Raw genomic sequence first — 18917 nt, 5'->3', positions numbered from 1 at the left:
CCTAACTAAGTGCCGCGCATAACAAGGTTATGCCTCGGGCCTGAATCTGTTCGCGCGCTTCTTGCGGCAGGCGATCATCAGTAATAAGGGTATGGACGCTGCTCCAGGGCAGTTCCAGATTGGGTATTTTGCGACCGATCTTGTCGGCCTCCACCATCACGATCACTTCGCGCGCGACGTCGGCCATGACCCGGCTCAACCCCAGCAACTCGTTGAACGTGGTGGTGCCGCGCTGCAAATCGATGCCGTCAGCGCCAATGAATAATTGATCAAAGTCGTAGGATCGCAGCACCTGTTCGGCCACTTGGCCCTGAAAAGACTCAGAGTGCGGGTCCCAGGTTCCGCCAGTCATGAGCAACACGGGCTCATGTTCCAGTTCGCTCAAGGCATTAGCGACATGAAGTGAATTGGTCATGACCACCAGGCCCGGTTGCAAACCGAGTTGAGGAATCATTGCAGCCGTCGTGCTGCCACTGTCGATGATGATGCGCGCATGCTCTTTGAGCAGACTGACTGCTGCCCGGGCAATCGCCTGCTTATAGAGCGACACCGACTGGGACGGGTCCATCACTAACTCTTGCGGTAAGGTGATCGCACCACCGTAACGACGCAAAAGCAGGCCATTACTTTCGAGTGCGGCTAAATCCTTGCGAATCGTAACCTCGGAAGTTTCGAAGCGTTTAGCCAGCTCATCCACACTGACTTCGCCTTGCGCATTGAGCAGGGCAAGAATGTTATGTCTACGTTGTGGAGTATTGCGCTTTGACATAAACGCCTTAAGTTTCGTTTCGAAAGATAACGAAAGCAATGAGACCCGATCTCGAATTCGACGTCAACGGAATTCTGGATTTTTTGCCTGTGAATAACTCGCCTAATCCCCATAATCAGAGGCCATGCAGAATCAGGTCGATTGGATGAAAAAAGCCCTTATCCACAGCTCATGGATAAGGGCTTTTTTAAACTACTGATTATTAAGGGATTTGTAACAATACAAATTACCCACACTGCACGAATTTGCCCTGTGGATAACGCAGCATTACGCCTTTGGCAGCTTTACCGGGCGCTGCCATCCTTCGATGTTGCGCTGACGCGCCCGACCAACGGCAAGTTGCTCGGCAGGTACGTTTTGATTGATGGTCGAACCGGCAGCCGTTGTCGCGCCATCTGAGATATCCACAGGCGCGACCAGGGAGTTGTTGGAACCAATAAACACATCAGCCCCCATTACGGTTTTCCACTTATTCGCGCCATCGTAATTGCACGTAATGGTACCGGCACCAATGTTAGTGCGCGCGCCAACCTCGGCGTCGCCAAGATAGGTCAGATGACCACATTTGGCGTCTTCACCCAAATGGGTGTTTTTCAATTCGACAAAGTTACCCACATGGGCCCGCGCATCGAGAACGCTACCGGGACGCAAGCGTGCGAAGGGCCCGGCATCACTGCCCTCGCCCATGACGGCACCATCGAGATGGCTGTTGGCTTTGACCACTACGCCTTTACGCAAAACGCTGTCTTTGATCACGCAATTGGGGCCAATCACCACGTCATCTTCAATGACCACACGACCTTCGAGAATAACGTTGATGTCGATGAGCACATCACGTCCGACAGTCACGTCACCACGCACATCAAAACGCGCCGGATCGCGCAGGGTGACACCCAACGCCATTAAGCGACGCGCTTCACGTAGCTGATAATGACGCTCCAATTCCGAAAGCTGCTTGCGGTCATTGGCGCCCTGCACTTCCATCGCGTCGTGCGGTTGTTCCGTCGCGACGACCAAACCATCGTTAACGGCCATGGCAATCACGTCGGTCAGGTAATACTCACCTTGAGCGTTGTTGTTAGACAACCGGCTCATCCAGTCACCCAGACGGTTGGCCGGAACCGCGAGAATGCCGGTGTTGCCTTCGGATATAGTGCGCTCAGACTCAGTTGCATCCTTGTGCTCAACAATCGCGCACACCTTGCCTGCTGCGTCACGCACGATGCGGCCGTATCCGGTCGGGTCGTCCAGGTTTACGGTGAGCAAGCCCAACTGTTGCGGCGTAACTTGCTTAAGCAAACGTTGCAACGTGTCGACTTCAATCAACGGCACGTCGCCGTACAAGATCAGTACATTCTCAGCGGTCAAAAATGGCAGCGCTTGAGCCACTGCGTGGCCCGTGCCCAATTGCTTGTCTTGAAGAACAAAATTCAAATCGTCAGAAGCCAAGCGCTCGCGCACCTGATCTGCACCGTGACCAATGACGACATGGATACCGGTTGGCTTTAGTTGGCGGGCGCTGTGGATAACATGGCCCAGCATGGAGTTGCCGGCCACCGGGTGCAGAACCTTGGGCAAGGCCGAACGCATACGGGTGCCCTGACCTGCTGCGAGAATTACGATATCGAGAGACATGACTGGCTACCAATCCTGGGTGGTCAGCGGATGCGACCAAAAAGTATTTCGCGGAAAAAGAAAAAGGGTAGCCGAGGCTACCCTTTTTAATCAATCACACAATAAGCAGGAGGCTTAGCCGCCGAACTTCTTGCGGATCTGCTGGACGGTGCGCAGCTGAGCTGCGGCCTCGGCCAGTCGTGCAGCCGCAGCTCCGTAATCGAAGTCTGCGCCTTTTTCGTTCAGGGCCTTCTCGGCAGCCTTGACGGCTTCCTGAGCGGAGGCTTCATCCAGGTCGGCAGCACGTTGCACGGTGTCGGCAAGCACCTTGACCATGTTCGGCTGAACCTCGAGGTAACCACCGGAGATGTAATACACCTCGGCTTCCCCACCCTGTTTGATCAGGCGGATCGGACCTGGCTTGAGTTCAGTGATCAGCGGAGCGTGACCCAGAGCGATACCAAGATCACCCAGGCTGCCGTGCGCAATCACCATCTCAACCAGACCGGAAAAGATTTCTCCTTCCGCGCTGACGATATCGCAATGGACTGTCATATTAGCCATCTGATTGCCTCAACCTGATTAGCGCCCGTTTCCGGGCGCCCGAATTACAGTTTCTTGGCTTTCTCGATCGCTTCTTCGATGCCGCCGACCATGTAGAACGCTTGTTCTGGCAGGTGGTCGTAGTCACCGTTGAGGATGCCTTTGAAGCCAGCAATGGTGTCTTTCAGGGAAACGTATTTACCCGAAGCGCCAGTGAAGACTTCAGCCACGAAGAACGGCTGAGACAAGAAACGCTGGATCTTACGAGCACGGGATACCAACTGCTTGTCGGTTTCCGACAGCTCGTCCATACCCAGGATCGCAATGATGTCCTTCAGTTCTTTGTAACGCTGCAATACGTACTGAACGCCACGCGCGGTGTCGTAGTGTTCCTGGCCGATTACGTTCGGATCCAGCTGGCGCGAAGTCGAATCAAGTGGATCAACCGCTGGGTAGATACCCAGGGAGGCGATGTCACGGGACAGTACAACGGTCGCGTCCAAGTGGGCAAACGTGGTTGCAGGCGACGGGTCAGTCAAGTCATCCGCAGGTACGTATACCGCCTGGATGGAGGTGATCGAACCGCTTTTGGTCGAAGTGATACGCTCTTGCAGAGTACCCATCTCTTCGGCCAGGGTCGGCTGGTAACCTACTGCGGAAGGCATACGGCCCAGCAGTGCGGATACTTCAGTACCGGCCAGGGTGTAACGGTAGATGTTGTCAACGAACAACAGTACGTCGTTACCTTCGTCACGGAACTTCTCGGCCATGGTCAGGCCGGTCAGTGCTACGCGCAGACGGTTACCCGGCGGCTCGTTCATCTGACCGTAAACCAGTGCCACTTTGTCCAGTACGCTGGAATCCTTCATCTCGTGGTAGAAGTCGTTACCCTCACGAGTACGCTCACCCACACCAGCGAACACAGAGTAACCGCTGTGTTCCATGGCGATGTTACGGATCAGTTCCATCATGTTTACGGTTTTGCCTACACCGGCACCACCGAACAGACCAACCTTACCGCCTTTTGCGAACGGGCAAACCAGGTCGATAACCTTGATGCCTGTTTCCAGCAGATCGTTGCCGCCAGCTTGTTCAGCGAAGGACGGTGCAGGACGGTGAATGCCCCAACGCTCTTCGGTGTCAATCGGGCCAGCTTCGTCGATCGGGTTGCCCAGTACGTCCATGATCCGGCCCAGTGTCGCTTTACCGACCGGTACGGAGATGGCTGCGCCAGTGTCGATAACGTCCAGACCGCGCTTCAAGCCTTCGGTAGAACCCATCGCAATGGTACGAACAACGCCGTCGCCCAGCTGCTGCTGAACTTCCAGAGTTGTTTCCGCGCCTTGTACTTTCAGCGCGTTGTAGATGCTCGGTACGTTTTCGCGTGGAAATTCCACGTCGATCACGGCGCCGATGATTTGAACGATACGTCCGCTACTCATAGCTGGATCCTCTGAATATTTGAACCGTTAAACCGCGGCAGCGCCGCCGACGATTTCCGAGATCTCTTGGGTGATCGCAGCCTGACGCGCCTTGTTGTAGATCAGCTGCAAATCGCTGATCAAATCACCGGCGTTGTCAGTGGCGTTCTTCATTGCGATCATCCGCGCAGCTTGTTCAGCTGCACTGTTCTCGACCACCGCCTGGTATACCTGCGATTCCACGTAACGCACCATCAAGCCGTCAAGCAGCTCTTTGGCGTCTGGTTCGTAGAGGTAGTCCCAGTGGTGCTTGAGTTCTTGATCCGGGGTCGCCACCAGTGGAATCAATTGCTCCACAGTCGGCTGTTGCGTCATGGTGTTGATGAACTTGTTGGACACCACGGACAGGCGATCAATACGGCCTTCCAGGTAAGCATCCAGCATCACCTTAACGCTGCCGATCAAATCATTGATCGACGGTTCTTCACCCAGATGGCTGATGGCAGCGACGACGTTACCGCCGAAGTTACGGAAAAAAGCCGCACCTTTGCTGCCGACCACGCACAGATCAATCTCGGCGCCGTTTTCGCGGTTTACCGCCATGTCCTTGACCAAAGCCTTGAACAGGTTGGTATTCAAACCACCGCACAAACCACGGTCACTGCTCACTACAACATAACCAACGCGCTTAACAGGGCGGTCGATCATGAAAGGGTGGCGGTATTCCGGGTTGGCGTTGGCCAAATGCCCAATAACCTGGCGGATGCGCTCCGCATAAGGACGGCTAGCAGCCATGCGCATTTGTGCCTTGCGCATTTTGCTGACCGCCACTTTTTCCATGGCGCTGGTAATTTTTTGCGTGCTTTTGATGCTCGCAATCTTACTGCGAATCTCTTTTGCGCCTGCCATGTAACACCTATCAGGTTAGCAAGCGGGAGCCTTGCGGCTCCCGCTGCGGCTTACCAGGTTTGGGTGGCCTTGAACTTCTCGATACCGGCTTTCATGCCAGCGTCGATCTCGTCATTGAAGTCACCCTTCACGTTGATCTTCGCCATCAAGTCGGCGTGATCGCGGTTGAAGTAAGCAATCAGCGCTTGTTCAAAGCTGCCGACCTTGGTGATTTCGACGTCAGTCAGGAACCCACGCTCAGCGGCATACAGCGACAGCGCCATGTCAGCGATCGACATTGGTGCATATTGCTTCTGCTTCATCAGCTCGGTAACGCGCTGACCATGCTCAAGTTGCTTACGGGTCGCTTCGTCCAGGTCAGATGCAAACTGAGCGAATGCCGCCAGTTCACGGTACTGAGCCAGAGCGGTACGGATACCACCGGACAGCTTCTTGATGATCTTGGTCTGAGCGGCACCACCCACACGGGATACCGAAACACCGGCGTTCACTGCAGGGCGGATGCCCGAGTTGAACATGGCCGATTCCAGGAAGATCTGACCGTCAGTGATGGAAATCACGTTGGTCGGAACGAACGCGGAAACGTCGCCAGCCTGAGTTTCGATGATCGGCAATGCGGTCAGGGAACCGGTTTTGCCGGTCACTGCGCCATTGGTGAACTTCTCAACGTACTCTTCAGAAACGCGGGATGCGCGCTCCAGCAGACGGGAGTGGAGATAGAACACGTCGCCTGGGTAAGCTTCACGGCCTGGTGGACGGCGCAGCAGCAGGGAAATCTGGCGGTAAGCCACTGCTTGCTTGGACAGATCGTCATAAACGATCAGTGCGTCTTCACCGCGGTCGCGGAAGTATTCGCCCATGGTGCAACCGGAGTACGGTGCCAGGAACTGCAGCGCTGCGGATTCGGAAGCACTGGCTGCAACGACGATGGTGTTAGCCAACGCGCCGTTTTCTTCCAGCTTGCGAACCACGTTAGCGATGGTCGATTGTTTCTGACCGATCGCTACGTATACACAGAAAATGCCGCTGTCTTTCTGGTTGATGATCGCGTCGATCGCCAGAGCGGTTTTACCGATCTGACGGTCACCGATGATCAGCTCACGCTGGCCACGGCCGACAGGGATCATGGCATCGACAGCCTTGTAGCCAGTCTGTACAGGCTGGTCTACCGACTTACGCCAGATCACGCCTGGAGCAACTTTCTCGACCGCATCGGTCTCGGTGTTGTTCAGCGGACCTTTGCCATCAACTGGGTTACCCAGTGCGTCGACTACGCGACCCAGCAGTTCCTTACCAACCGGAACTTCCAGAATGCGGCCAGTGCACTTGGCGCTCATGCCTTCAGCCAGAGTCGTGTATGCGCCCAATACTACGGCACCTACAGAGTCTTGCTCGAGGTTAAGAGCCATGCCGAAGACGCTGCCCGGAAACTCGATCATTTCGCCGTACATTACGTCGGCCAGACCGTGAATCCGCACAATGCCGTCAGATACGCTGACGACAGTGCCTTCGTTGCGGGCTTGAGAGGTCACATCGAGTTTTTCGATGCGGCCCTTGATAATTTCACTTATTTCGGAAGGATTGAGTTGCTGCATTGCTCTGCTGCCCCTTCAAACTCAAGATTTCAATGCTTCGGCAAGGTTTGCGAGTTTCCCGCGAACCGAGCCATCGATAACCAGGTCGCCGGCGCGGATGATGACACCACCTATCAGGCTGGCATCCTCCGCAACTTGCAGGCGCACTTCCCGGTCGAGTCGTGCACTGAGAACCTTGGCGAGTTTGTCTTGCTGTTCTTGGTTCAATGCAAAAGCACTGGTCACTTCAACGTCTACCGACTTCTCTTGTTCAGCCTTGTACAGGTCAAACAGAGCGGCAATCTCCGGCAACAGCGGGAGACGGTCGTTTTCGGCAACGACATGGATGAAGTTCTGTGCTTCTACAGTGAACTTGTCGCCGCACACATCAATAAATGTGGCGGCCTTTTCTGCGCTCGTCAGTCGCGGGGCCTTGAGCACGCGCTGCATAGTGTCGTCTTGCGACACTGCTGCAGCCAGGCCGAGCATGGCTGACCAAGAGGCCAGTTGCTGGTGGGCCTGGGCGTGCTCGAAGGCTGCCTTAGCGTAAGGTCGGGCCAACGTGGTCAATTCTGCCATGATCGCCCTCGCTTAAATTTCAGCAGCCAGTTTATTAACCAGCTCCGCGTGCGCGTTTTGATCGATTGTGGCACCCAAGATCTTCTCAGCACCTTCGACAGCCAGGCCACCCAATTGGGTACGCAGGGCGTCTTTAACGCTGTTCAGTTCCTGTTCGATCTCGGCCTGAGCCTGAGCCTTCACACGGTCAGCTTCAACGCGAGCCTGTTCACGGGCTTCGTCTACGATCTGAGTACCGCGTTTCTTGGCTTGCTCAATGATTTCAGCTGCTTGAGCCTTAGCTTCGCGCAGTTGCTGACCCGCTTTATCTTGGGCCAACTCCAAGTCGCGAGCTGCTCGGTTAGCAGCGTCCAGTCCAGCCGCAATCTTCTTCTGACGTTCTTGCAATGCCGCGATGACCGGAGGCCACACGAACTTCATGCAAAACAGTACAAAAATGAAGAACGCAACGGACTGGCCAATCAGGGTTGCATTAATGTTCACGCCAACACCTCGCTCGTTCGTTGTCCATCACTCTAATCAACTCGAAAATTCGAGTGATTAGCCAGCGAGTTGACCAACGAAGGGATTAGCGAAGGTGAAGAACAGTGCGATACCAACACCGATCATGGTTACGGCGTCGAGCAGACCGGCAACGATGAACATTTTAACTTGCAGCATTGGAACCATTTCTGGTTGACGCGCTGCGCCTTCCAGGAACTTGCCGCCCAACAGGCCGAAACCAATTGCAGTACCCAGTGCGCCCAGGCCGATCAACAGTGCAACAGCGATAGCGGTTAGACCAACTACAGTTTCCATCTTTCCTCCCGACTTTTACGTCGTATGGTTTAGGTTTTTAGATTAAAGCGGTAAAACAAAATCATTTTGCGACGCCCTCTCGCCGGAGCGAGAGGGGCACCAGACTCGCCGAAACGGGTCTTAGTGGTTCTCTTCGTGCGCCATCGACAAGTAAACGATGGTCAACATCATGAAGATGAACGCTTGCAAGGTGATGATCAGGATGTGGAAAACAGCCCACGCCCATTGCAGCACCACGCCCAGACCGCTAAGCCAAAGCAGGCCGCTGCCGAACATTACGGCGATCAGGATAAATACCAGTTCGCCAGCGTACATGTTGCCGAACAGACGCAGTGCCAGCGAGATTGGCTTGGCAATCAGCGTCACGAATTCGAGCAGGAAGTTCACCGGAATCAGCAGCGCTTGAACGAAAATGTTCTTGCTGCCAAACGGGTGCAGGGTCAGTTCGCCAATGAAGCCGCCAATACCCTTGATCTTGATGCTGTAGAAGATGATCAGTGCAAATACCGACAGGGCCATGCCCAGGGTAGCGTTCGGATCAGTCGTCGGTACGGCTCGGAACGGGAAGTGCTCATCGCCAGTGATCAGGATGGCCAACTGAGGAATCCAGTCCACCGGGATCAAGTCGATGGCGTTCATCAGGAACACCCACACGAAAATTGTCAGCGCCAGCGGAGCAATAACGGCGCTGCGGCCGTGGAAACTGTCTTTGACGCTGCCATCAACGAATTCCACCAGCACTTCTACGAAGTTCTGAAGTGCGCCTGGTTGACCGGAAGTTGCCTTCTTGGCCGCCATGCGGAAAACGAGGATAAAGATCAGGCCTACAAACAGCGACCAGCCGAGTGTATCGACGTGGAATGCCCAAAAGCCCATTTCTTTAGCTTCTGCAACGGTGTGAGCAAAGCCCCAGCCGCCATCAGGTAGCTGCCCGAAGGTCAGGTTCTGTAAGTGGTGCTGGATATAGCCCGAAGCGGTTGTTTCTGCCATGGTTGCCTCAAACGCCCTAAGGTCTCGAAAGTGTTGTTCTCATTAGCAGGGGAGCGAACCAGCTGACCAGTTGGGTCAGCACGAAGACGCCAAATACTGCTAACGGCGCCAATGGCTTCACACCTGCAAACGTCAGCGCGAACAGCACTGCCGTCAAAATTAATTTGCCTGCCTCGCCGGCGTAAAACGACCGCACGATGGCTTGCGCTGCTCGAGCGCCGGAAAACCGGAAAGCCCTGTGAGCAAAATACACATTGGGTAGCAAAGCAATCAGGCCTCCGCAGAGTCCCGAATATCCGGCGACGACTCCATGCCATTGCCAGAGCCCCAGAGCAGCCAGCAATAAAACGACAAATTGAGCCAGTAAAACCGGAAAAACCGCTAGGCGATGGAACGGCAAGCGGTTTGGCGTGCGTGTTTCCATCACATCTGCTCCTCAAAGGCCGGCTGCCAAAAGTAATAACTTGGCATAATTTGTGCCGACAAAATGCGCGCAGAGTATAGGGGCGCTTAATCCCCTATTCAACTGTCAGGTAGTGATTTCCGACTGCGCGCTACACGAGGAATTGTTTCAGCGGATGTGTGCAAGCACTCCCTGGAGCTCATCCAGAGAATTGTAACCAATTACTAATTGGCCTTTTCCCTTCTTTCCGTGACGGATCTGCACCGCAGAGCCTAGGCGTTCGGCCAATCGTTGTTCGAGGCGTGCGATGTCCGGATCAGGTTTAACCGGTTCAGCGGGTTCCTGTTTTCCACTCAACCACTGTCGAACAAGGGCTTCTGTCTGACGTACGGTCAACCCGCGTGCGACAACGTGTCGCGCCCCTTCCACCTGCTGGTTTTCCGGCAAACCAAGCAACGCACGTGCATGACCCATTTCAAGGTCGCCGTGGGACAACATGGTTTTGATCACTTCCGGCAGGGATATCAACCGCAACAAGTTAGCCACGGACACGCGGGATTTACCCACAGCATCAGCCACTTGTTGTTGAGTCAGTTGAAACTCTTGCTGCAAACGCTGCAAGGCAATGGCTTCTTCGATCGGATTGAGGTCTTCACGCTGAATGTTTTCAATCAGTGCCATCGCGATGGCGGTTTCGTCCGGGACATCGCGCACCATCGCCGGGATGGTCTCTTTGCCCGCTTGTTGGCTTGCACGCCAGCGACGTTCGCCCGCAATGATTTCAAAACGGTTGCCGTCGATCGGGCGCACAACGATCGGCTGCATCACGCCTTGAGATTTGATCGAATTGGCAAGTTCTTCGAGGGCTTGCGGGTCCATATCACGGCGCGGTTGATATTTGCCGCGCTGGATCAGGTCCAGGGGCAAATGCTGCAATTCACTTTGATCAACCTTGACCGCTTGCTCTTCCAGCGAGCTGACCGTAGGACCACTGAGCAGTGCATCCAGTCCGCGTCCTAGACCTCGTTTCTTGACGGCCATGGGATTTCCTTAAGTTGGCTGAACTGTGCGGGGGCTACGACGTTGACGACGAACCAGCTCGCCCGCCAGGGCCAGGTAAGCAATCGCGCCACGGGAATTTTTGTCATACGCCAGCGCCGGCATACCGTAACTCGGTGCTTCGGCCAAACGAATGTTGCGCGGGATCACCGTGTCATAGAGCTGACCGCCGAAATGCTCCTTGAGCTGCGCCGAAACATCGTTCATCAGGCTCAGGCGCGGATCGTACATGGTCCGAAGCAGGCCTTCGACCTTCAAGTTAGGGTTCAGCAGTTCCGCGATGCGTTTGATGTTATCCACAAGGTCGCTCAGCCCTTCCAGCGCAAAGTATTCGCACTGCATCGGGATGATGACGCCATCGGCGGCCACCAGCGCATTCAAGGTCAGCATCGACAATGACGGGGGGCAATCGATCAGGATGTAATCGTAACTTTCTCGAACCGGCGCCAGTGCTGTACGCAGACGGCTTTCTTTCATCTGCATCTCAAGCAGCACGACTTCTGCAGCCGTGAGATCCCGGTTGGCCGGCAGTAGTTGGTAACCACCGTGCTCGGAGTAGTGCATGGCCTGCGCCAAATCGCACTCACCGATCAACAGGTCGTAGACCGAATTCTCAAGACCGTGTTTATCCACACCGCTACCCATGGTGGCGTTGCCTTGTGGATCAAGGTCGATCAACAACACTCGACGCTTGGTAGCGACCAGCGATGCCGCGAGGTTGATACAGGTGGTGGTTTTACCCACCCCCCCTTTTTGGTTCGCTATTGCGAATACCTTAGCCATTCTTGCGTGCGTTCCCAATCATGCCGTGCGGCGCAGTATCAGCAGATGGCGTTGGCCTTGGCAACCCGGAACGGTCAAGGCGTGTTCGCTATCTAGACGAAAATCAGTGGGCAATGCTACCAGCTCATCAGCAGGATGAACGCCCTTCATGGCTAACCAGCGTGTATCGCTGTCGCCCAGATGACGGGTCCAGTGGGTGAAGTTCTCCATGCTGCTGAAAGCTCGAGACACAATTCCAGTGAACGGCAGCTCAGGTTGATACTCTTCAACCCGACTGTGGATAACTTGAAGATTGTCTAACTTGAGCTCAAGTTTCACTTGGGTCAGAAAACGGGTTTTCTTGCCGTTGCTGTCCAGGCAAGTGACTTGCGAGCCAGGAAACAGAATCGCCAGAGGGATGCCAGGCATGCCTCCGCCACTGCCAACATCCAGCCAACGGCCGTTCTCGATGAAAGACATGACGCTCAAGCTGTCGAGCAAATGGCGCGACACCATCTCGTCAGGATTACGCACAGCCGTGAGGTTGTAGGCCTTGTTCCATTTGATCAACAGGGCTAGATAACCCAGCAGTTGCTGATGCTGGATTTCTGTCAGATTTACGCCCAGTTGGCGTGCACCTGTGGATAACTCTTCGGCGTGTTGTGCAGTGACCAGCGAACTCAAGCGTTTAGCTCCAACGTGCGGCCTGCGCCGCGTTTTTTCAGGTGAATCATCAACAGGGAAATCGCAGCCGGGGTGACGCCGGGAATACGCGAAGCCTGACCCAGTGTCTCGGGGCGCGTGGCACCCAGCTTGCTCTGGATCTCTTTCGACAGACCGGAAATGGTCGTGTAATCGATATCCACAGGCAATTTGGTATTTTCACTGGCCCGTAACCGGGCAATTTCATCCTGTTGGCGATCAATGTAGCCGGCGTATTTGGTTTTGATTTCAACTTGCTCAGCGACCAGCGGATCAATTGCCCCCTGCCCGGTCACTTCCACCAAGCCGGCATAGTCGATCTCAGGACGGGTCAGCAAATTCAGCAAGTTGTACTCGTGGGTTAGCGGCGTACCGAATTTGGCAGCAATTGCATCACCTTGTTCCGTGCCCGGCCGAACCCACGTGCTTTTCAAGCGTTGTTCTTCGCGCTCAATGCTTTCGCGCTTGTCACAAAAGGCTGCCCAACGAGCGTCATCAACCAGCCCAAGTTCACGGCCTTTTTCAGTCAAGCGCATGTCGGCGTTGTCTTCACGCAGGATCAAACGGTATTCCGCGCGGGATGTAAACATCCGGTACGGTTCCTGAGTGCCCAAGGTAATCAGGTCATCTACCAACACGCCGATGTAGGCTTCGTCGCGGCGCGGGCACCAGCTTTCTTTGCCTTGTGCAAGCAACGCGGCGTTGGTTCCCGCCAGTAAACCTTGGGCGCCAGCCTCTTCGTAACCGGTAGTACCGTTGATTTGACCGGCGAAGAACAAGCCGCCGATCACCTTGGTTTCAAGGCTGTATTTCAGGTCACGTGGATCGAAATAGTCGTACTCGATGGCATAACCCGGACGCACGATGTGTGCGTTTTCCATACCACGGATCGATTGCACAATCTGGATTTGCACATCGAACGGCAAGGATGTGGAAATGCCATTCGGGTACAGCTCGTGCGTGGTCAAACCTTCCGGTTCGATGAAGACCTGATGGCTCTCTTTGTCGGCAAAGCGATGAATCTTGTCTTCGATGGATGGGCAATAACGTGGCCCGATACCTTCGATTACACCCGAATACATCGGCGAGCGATCCAGGTTGGAAGCAATGATTTCGTGGGTCCGCGCGTTGGTATGGGTAATCCAGCAACTGACCTGGGCCGGGTGCTGTTGCTTATTGCCCATGAACGACATCACCGGAATCGGCGTATCCCCGGGTTGTTCTGTCATGACCGAAAAATCGACAGAGCGGCCATCGATACGCGGTGGCGTACCGGTTTTCAATCGTCCAACCCGTAAAGGCAATTCACGCAGGCGTTGAGCCAAGGCGATAGACGGTGGATCACCGGCTCGCCCGCCCGAATAGTTCTGCATACCGATGTGGATAAGTCCGCCCAGGAATGTACCGGTGGTCAACACCACGGCATCGGCCATGAAACGCAGACCCATTTGGGTCACGACGCCACGCACTTGATCCTGTTCGACGATCAAATCATCAGCAGCCTGTTGAAATATCCACAGGTTGGGCTGGTTTTCGAGGATTTCTCGTACTGCGGCCTTGTAGAGAATGCGGTCAGCCTGAGCACGTGTTGCCCGTACCGCAGGCCCTTTGCGGCCATTGAGTACGCGGAACTGGATTCCGCCTTTATCGGTAGCCGTTGCCATCGCGCCGCCGAGGGCGTCGATTTCCTTAACAAGATGACTTTTGCCGATCCCGCCGATTGCAGGATTGCAGCTCATTTGCCCGAGGGTTTCCACGTTGTGGGTCAGCAACAGGGTTTTTACGCCCATGCGTGCTGAAGCAAGTGCAGCCTCGGTTCCGGCGTGACCGCCACCGATGACGATCACTGCAAAACGGGAAGGGAAATTCACCACGCACCTCGTGCCTGTTTCTAGGGAGTTTTGGATAGACCGCGAAGTATAGGGACTTCGCCCTTCTTAAAGAACCCTTTGCACAAAATTTAACCAGCTGTGGATAAGGCAAGATAGAAAAATAAATAAAGAAGAAATTTATTAAAGCTTTGTTTTTATGTTTATTTCTATACAGCCACTTTTCTGTGGATAGATCCATAAGAGCCTTATTTCTCGTACTGTACAGAGGATCAAAAGTCTGTGGTCATGTAGCAATGAGGTGTTTGGATAACTGCCTTAAGCCTGTGGATATTAACGCCACTTATCCACAGACGGGGTTATCTTCAGTTTTGACCCCTACTTACCCACTGACCTGAAGGCCAGTTATACACAGGGCTTAAACCACAGAAAATAGCCCTGTGCCTGCATTTCAGGCAGCAAAAAAAACGCCTGCCCCCATCAGGGGCAGACGTTATTTGAATCCAAGGGCGATTTTGACGATGAACGGTTCATCAAGCAGGCGTGTTTTGCCAGCAGGCAAATGAAAAGAACGCCTCCCATCGTCACATAGGTGGGGTAAGTCTTACGCATTCCAAAGATGCCCAGAACTACCCCTGCTGTGAGGGAAGCAAGAACTGGCGCACACATCGTGGCGGGATCAATGGCGGACTGGACTAATACCTCTGGGGGAATGAAGGACCCCTAGCAGCTGAAAAGGTACAGGGTGCCTATCAGTAACGGGGACTGCGGCGGCTGCGCAAATGGACACAGCCGCGAATTTAACCAGCAGCTTTTCAGATCATTTGCCGATACAAAAACTGGAGAAAATTCGGCCCAGCAAATCATCTGAGCTAAATGCGCCTGTGATTTCTCCCAATGCGTGTTGGGCCTGTCGCAAGTCCTCAGCCAGCAGTTCTCCTGCGCCGGCCAAGGTCAGTTGCGACCGACCATGCTCCAACGCAGCACTGGCATGCCCCAAGGCCTCAAGGTGTCGCCTGCGAGCGCTGAAACTGCTTTCAGAGGTTTGTTCGTACCCCATGCAGGCTTTGAGATGTTCACGCAGTAAATCCAGACCTTCAGTTGAGCGGGCGCTCAGGCTGATGGTGACATGGCCATCATCGCTGACTTCCAATGCAATGGCTTCCCCGGTCAGATCAGCTTTGTTACGAATCAACGTGACCTTTGACGGATCAGGACGCTGCTCCAGAAACTCTGGCCACAGTGCAAACGGGTTATCAGCTTCCGGAGCCGTCGCATCGACGACCAGCAACACACGGTCGGCCTCGCCAATGGCTTTGAGGGCACGTTGTACACCGATCTTCTCGACGTGGTCTTCGGTGTCGCGCAATCCCGCGGTGTCGACCACATGCAGTGGCATGCCATCAATGTGGATATGTTCGCGTAACACATCACGTGTAGTCCCTGCGATTTCGGTAACGATGGCCGCTTCACGCCCGGCCAGCGCGTTGAGCAAGCTGGATTTTCCTGCGTTTGGCCGACCGGCAATCACGACTGTCATCCCATCGCGCAACAAGGCACCCTGACCCGCTTCCCGTTGAACGGTGGATAACTCTTCGCGGACCTTATCCAGCATGCCAAGCACATGACCATCGGCGAGAAAGTCGATTTCTTCTTCCGGGAAATCGATCGCGGCTTCTACGTAAATACGCAAACTGATCAGTTGCTCAGTCAAGTTATGCACACGCTGTGAAAAGGCGCCCTGCAATGATCGCAGTGCATTGCGTGCAGCCTGTGCAGAACTCGCCTCAATCAGGTCAGCAATAGCTTCGGCCTGGGCCAGGTCGAGTTTGTCGTTCAAAAACGCGCGCTCGCTGAATTCGCCCGGACGCGCCAGGCGGCAACCCAACTCAATGCAGCGTTGCAGCAGCATGTCGAGCACGATAGGGCCGCCATGACCTTGCAATTCCAGGACGTCTTCGCCAGTAAAAGAGTTGGGGCCGGGGAAATACAGCGCGATCCCTTCATCCAGCACTTCCCGGTTTTCACCGAAGAACGGCCCGTAATGGGCATAACGCGGTTTGAGCTCGCGAGCACTGAACGCCTGCGCAGCCTTGCTCGCGAGCGGACCGGAAATGCGCACGATCCCCACGCCACCTCGCCCTTGGGCGGTTGCCACAGCGGCAATGGTTTCAGCCGGAACACTCATAAAACAGGCCTCGAAAACAAAAGTGACAGATAGCAAAACGCCCCACTAGGGGGCGTTTTGAGTGGTGCTCACCAGAGTAAGTTACTCGGCTGCTTTTTTGGTAGCAGCTTCAACTTTACGCGTGATGTACCACTGTTGAGCGATGGACAGGCAGTTGTTCACAACCCAGTACAGCACCAGACCTGCCGGGAACCACAGGAAGAAGAAGGTGAAGATGATTGGCATCAGCTTCATCACCTTGGCCTGCATCGGATCCGGCGGTGTCGGGTTCAGACGCTGCTGGATGAACATGGTTGCGCCCATGATGATCGGCAGAATGAAGAACGGGTCTTTGATCGACAGGTCAGTAATCCAGAGCATGAACGGCGCCTGGCGCATTTCAACACTTTCCAGAAGTACCCAGTACAAGGACAGGAAGACCGGCATCTGCACCAGAATCGGCAAGCAGCCGCCCAGTGGATTGATCTTCTCTTTCTTGTACAGCTCCATCATGGCTTGCGACATTTTTTGACGGTCATCACCGAACTGCTCTTTCAGAGCGGCCAGTTTTGGCGCCACGGCGCGCATGCGAGCCATCGACTTGTAGCTGGCGGCCGACAGAGGGAAGAAGATCCCTTTGATCAGCATGGTCAGGAAGATAATCGACCAACCCCAGTTACCCACAATGCTGTGGATATGTTGCAGCAGCCAGAAAATCGGCTGGGCAATGAACCACAGGATGCCGTAGTCAACTGTCAGTTCCAGGCCTGGGGATAACTCTTTGAGTACACCCTGGCTCTTTGGACCTGCATACAGGGTTGCGCTGGTTTCAGCAGTTTTACCCGGTTCAACGGTCAACGTTGGGCCGGTGAAACCGATGATGTAGTTGCCCTGGTTGTCTTTGCGGGTCTGAACGACGTTGTTATCGCCTTTCTGAGGAATCCACGCGGTCACAAAGTAGTGTTGCAGCCAGGCTACCCAACCCCCTTGAACGGTCTCTTTCAGCTGACCCTTGTCGATATCTTTCATCGACACTTTTTTGTACGGTTCTGCACTTGTCCACAGGGCGGCGCCCAGGTAGGTAGCAGTACCGGTAGCGGTGCTGGAAGACGGGTCGGAGCTGGCGTCACGCTTCAATTGCGCGAACAGGTTGCCGTTCCACGGCTTGCCGCTCTCGTTATCAATCAAATACGTGACTTGTACATCGTAGAGGCCACGCTTGAGTGTGAAGCGCTTGATGTAGTTGACGCCGTTTTCGCTGAACTTGAGGTCAACAACCAATTGATCCTGGCCTGGGGCCAGCTCATAGGTTTTTTTCTCAGTGCTGAAAACCGGGCGACCGGAAGAACGAGCATCCGGGCCATCCACGCCTGTCAGGCCGCTTTGCGCCAGGTAGGTACGTTCGTTGCCGTTATCGAACAACTGGAATGGAACATCCGGGTGATCCTGGCGGCGCGGGTACAGCGGCAAACGCAATTGGGCAATGTCACCGCCCTGTGGATCAATTGCGATATCCAGCACGTCAGTTTTTACGTGAATCAAGTCTTTGCTAGCAGCAACCGGGGTTTCGGTCGGCGTGCTGGTATCAGCAGTGGCGCTAGGGACATCAGCACTGTTGGAAGCGTTGTTACCTGGAACCGTGTCGGGCAAAGCCGGCGCGGTGGTACTGCTGGCGGCAACATTCTGAGTCGGCAGAGCAGCCTGACCATAGTCCTGGTTCCATTTGAGAACCATAACGTAGGACACGACTGCCAGGGCGACGATCAGGATCGTGCGTTTAATATCCATGATTACTCGGCCATCGAAGAAGAACGGGAGGTAGGGATAGGTGGAACCGGGTCATAACCACCGGGATTCCACGGGTGACAGCGACCTAAACGACGAAAGGTCAGCCAGCCGCCGCGAAGAACGCCATAATTTTCGATGGCTTCCAACGCGTAGCAGGAACAACTGGGGTAGAAACGGCAGTGGCTGGCCATCAAAGGACTAATGGCATAACGATAAAACTGGATCGGAACGAGTGCCAGTTTACGCATCAGGACTGCCTACCCCTACAGTTTCGGAATTAACCGCTGGAACTGGCGAATTACGCGCCAGGCGCTTCCAGAGTTTGCCGAAATGCTGAATCAATTCGGGGTTCTCTACGTCACCCAAACCTTTGCGCGCGACGATAACGATATCCCAACCGACCAGTGAATCCTGGTGGAGACGAAACGATTCACGCATCAAACGCTTAAGGCGATTGCGCTGAACGGAGAGCTTTACGCTCTTTTTACCGATCACTAACCCCAAGCGGGGGTGATCGAGACCGTTACTGCGCGCAAGGAGCAGGAGATTTTTCCCCGGTACCTTGCCGGTGGGGGAGTCAAAGACTGCCTTGAAATGCCGGGGAGTGAGTAACCGCTTTTCCCGACTGAAGTCCTGACTCACCACCATTGTCTGATTATCAAACTGCCAGACGCGCACGGCCTTTGGCGCGGCGACGCGACAGGACGGCACGGCCGTTTTTAGTAGCCATGCGTGCACGGAAACCGTGAGTGCGGGCGCGTTTGATAGTGCTTGGTTGGAAAGTACGTTTCATGTCGTGCTACCTGGTTCGTCCACAACGGGCCGGAATGGCCCCCGTTTTAAGAGACCGGCGATTCTAGAGAATGCAAGCCAATAGGTCAATTTCCAACCAACCTTTCCTGGTAAATAGATGTGGGCTTTTTTACACAGACCTTTCTCTGCGCAGCTATAGAAATTAAAGAACGGTTTATTTAAAGCTCTTTTAAAGAACTTACTACTCTTACTGAGCA

20 protein-coding genes are annotated in these 18917 nt (G+C 54.6%); all 20 read right to left on the bottom strand.

The genetic code is table 11. The features are described from left to right. Position 1: 1 nt before the first annotated feature. The gene (locus HBN68_RS02895; protein ID WP_094995118.1) at positions 2 to 769 is read right to left on the bottom strand and encodes a DeoR family transcriptional regulator; all 768 of its coding nucleotides are present in this window, start codon (positions 767 to 769) and stop codon (positions 2 to 4) included. 267 nt (positions 770 to 1036) lie between these two features. Then, positions 1037 to 2404 (bottom strand): bifunctional UDP-N-acetylglucosamine diphosphorylase/glucosamine-1-phosphate N-acetyltransferase GlmU, encoded by a 1368-nt coding sequence (gene glmU / locus HBN68_RS02890; RefSeq protein WP_169962476.1) that lies wholly within the window; start codon positions 2402 to 2404, stop codon positions 1037 to 1039. A gap of 114 nt (positions 2405 to 2518) precedes the next feature. Beyond that, a complete protein-coding gene (locus HBN68_RS02885) occupies positions 2519 to 2947 on the bottom strand; it encodes a F0F1 ATP synthase subunit epsilon (RefSeq protein WP_094995120.1) in 429 nt (142 codons plus the stop codon). Between the two features lie 44 nt (positions 2948 to 2991). Continuing rightward, complete coding sequence (gene atpD / locus HBN68_RS02880; RefSeq protein ID WP_047279012.1) at positions 2992 to 4368, bottom strand: F0F1 ATP synthase subunit beta; 1377 nt, start codon at positions 4366 to 4368, stop codon at positions 2992 to 2994. 27 nt (positions 4369 to 4395) lie between these two features. Beyond that, complete coding sequence (gene atpG, locus HBN68_RS02875; protein ID WP_019409117.1) at positions 4396 to 5256, bottom strand: F0F1 ATP synthase subunit gamma; 861 nt, start codon at positions 5254 to 5256, stop codon at positions 4396 to 4398. Between the two features lie 50 nt (positions 5257 to 5306). Beyond that, a complete protein-coding gene (gene atpA, locus HBN68_RS02870; RefSeq protein ID WP_094995121.1) occupies positions 5307 to 6851 on the bottom strand; it encodes a F0F1 ATP synthase subunit alpha in 1545 nt (514 codons plus the stop codon). Between the two features lie 21 nt (positions 6852 to 6872). Beyond that, a complete protein-coding gene (locus HBN68_RS02865) occupies positions 6873 to 7409 on the bottom strand; it encodes a F0F1 ATP synthase subunit delta (RefSeq protein ID WP_047279008.1) in 537 nt (178 codons plus the stop codon). A gap of 12 nt (positions 7410 to 7421) precedes the next feature. Further along, complete coding sequence (locus HBN68_RS02860) at positions 7422 to 7892, bottom strand: F0F1 ATP synthase subunit B (RefSeq protein WP_047279006.1); 471 nt, start codon at positions 7890 to 7892, stop codon at positions 7422 to 7424. A gap of 57 nt (positions 7893 to 7949) precedes the next feature. After that, positions 7950 to 8207 (bottom strand): F0F1 ATP synthase subunit C, encoded by a 258-nt coding sequence (gene atpE, locus HBN68_RS02855; RefSeq protein WP_002555987.1) that lies wholly within the window; start codon positions 8205 to 8207, stop codon positions 7950 to 7952. Between the two features lie 120 nt (positions 8208 to 8327). After that, the gene (gene atpB, locus HBN68_RS02850) at positions 8328 to 9197 is read right to left on the bottom strand and encodes a F0F1 ATP synthase subunit A (RefSeq protein WP_047279004.1); all 870 of its coding nucleotides are present in this window, start codon (positions 9195 to 9197) and stop codon (positions 8328 to 8330) included. Positions 9198 to 9213: 16 nt separating this feature from the next. Next, positions 9214 to 9621 carry a F0F1 ATP synthase subunit I gene (locus HBN68_RS02845; RefSeq protein ID WP_003437994.1) on the bottom strand — a complete coding sequence of 136 codons (408 nt, stop codon included), beginning with the start codon at positions 9619 to 9621 and terminating at the stop codon, positions 9214 to 9216. A 147-nt stretch (positions 9622 to 9768) separates the two neighbouring features. Further along, the gene (locus HBN68_RS02840; protein ID WP_094995122.1) at positions 9769 to 10641 is read right to left on the bottom strand and encodes a ParB/RepB/Spo0J family partition protein; all 873 of its coding nucleotides are present in this window, start codon (positions 10639 to 10641) and stop codon (positions 9769 to 9771) included. 9 nt (positions 10642 to 10650) lie between these two features. After that, a complete protein-coding gene (locus HBN68_RS02835; RefSeq protein WP_094995123.1) occupies positions 10651 to 11442 on the bottom strand; it encodes a ParA family protein in 792 nt (263 codons plus the stop codon). A gap of 18 nt (positions 11443 to 11460) precedes the next feature. Then, entirely contained in the window at positions 11461 to 12105 is a 645-nt protein-coding gene (rsmG, locus tag HBN68_RS02830; RefSeq protein WP_094995124.1) for a 16S rRNA (guanine(527)-N(7))-methyltransferase RsmG, read from the bottom strand. Next, positions 12102 to 13994 (bottom strand): tRNA uridine-5-carboxymethylaminomethyl(34) synthesis enzyme MnmG, encoded by a 1893-nt coding sequence (mnmG, locus tag HBN68_RS02825; RefSeq protein WP_094995132.1) that lies wholly within the window; start codon positions 13992 to 13994, stop codon positions 12102 to 12104. Before mnmG ends, rsmG begins: the two co-directional genes overlap by 4 nt. A gap of 778 nt (positions 13995 to 14772) precedes the next feature. Continuing rightward, on the bottom strand, positions 14773 to 16140 hold the full coding sequence (gene mnmE / locus HBN68_RS02820; protein WP_169962474.1) for a tRNA uridine-5-carboxymethylaminomethyl(34) synthesis GTPase MnmE: 1368 nt from the start codon (positions 16138 to 16140) through the stop codon (positions 14773 to 14775). Between the two features lie 81 nt (positions 16141 to 16221). Then, positions 16222 to 17907 carry a membrane protein insertase YidC gene (gene yidC / locus HBN68_RS02815; protein WP_094995126.1) on the bottom strand — a complete coding sequence of 562 codons (1686 nt, stop codon included), beginning with the start codon at positions 17905 to 17907 and terminating at the stop codon, positions 16222 to 16224. Positions 17908 to 17909: 2 nt separating this feature from the next. Continuing rightward, positions 17910 to 18155, bottom strand: a complete 246-nt coding sequence (yidD, locus tag HBN68_RS02810; protein WP_094995127.1) for a membrane protein insertion efficiency factor YidD — start codon at positions 18153 to 18155, stop codon at positions 17910 to 17912. Beyond that, complete coding sequence (gene rnpA / locus HBN68_RS02805; RefSeq protein WP_202969404.1) at positions 18148 to 18549, bottom strand: ribonuclease P protein component; 402 nt, start codon at positions 18547 to 18549, stop codon at positions 18148 to 18150. The genes yidD and rnpA overlap by 8 nt, the downstream gene beginning before the upstream one ends. Before the next feature lie 16 nt (positions 18550 to 18565). Further along, positions 18566 to 18700 (bottom strand): 50S ribosomal protein L34, encoded by a 135-nt coding sequence (gene rpmH / locus HBN68_RS02800; protein WP_003213577.1) that lies wholly within the window; start codon positions 18698 to 18700, stop codon positions 18566 to 18568. Positions 18701 to 18917: the final 217 nt, after the last annotated feature.

The organism is Pseudomonas sp. WS 5078 (assembly GCF_012985745.1).
GTDB lineage: Bacteria > Pseudomonadota > Gammaproteobacteria > Pseudomonadales > Pseudomonadaceae > Aquipseudomonas > Aquipseudomonas lundensis_A.
The sequence above is the reverse complement of the archived record's forward strand: the minus strand, read 5'-3'. Positions and strand labels throughout refer to the sequence as shown.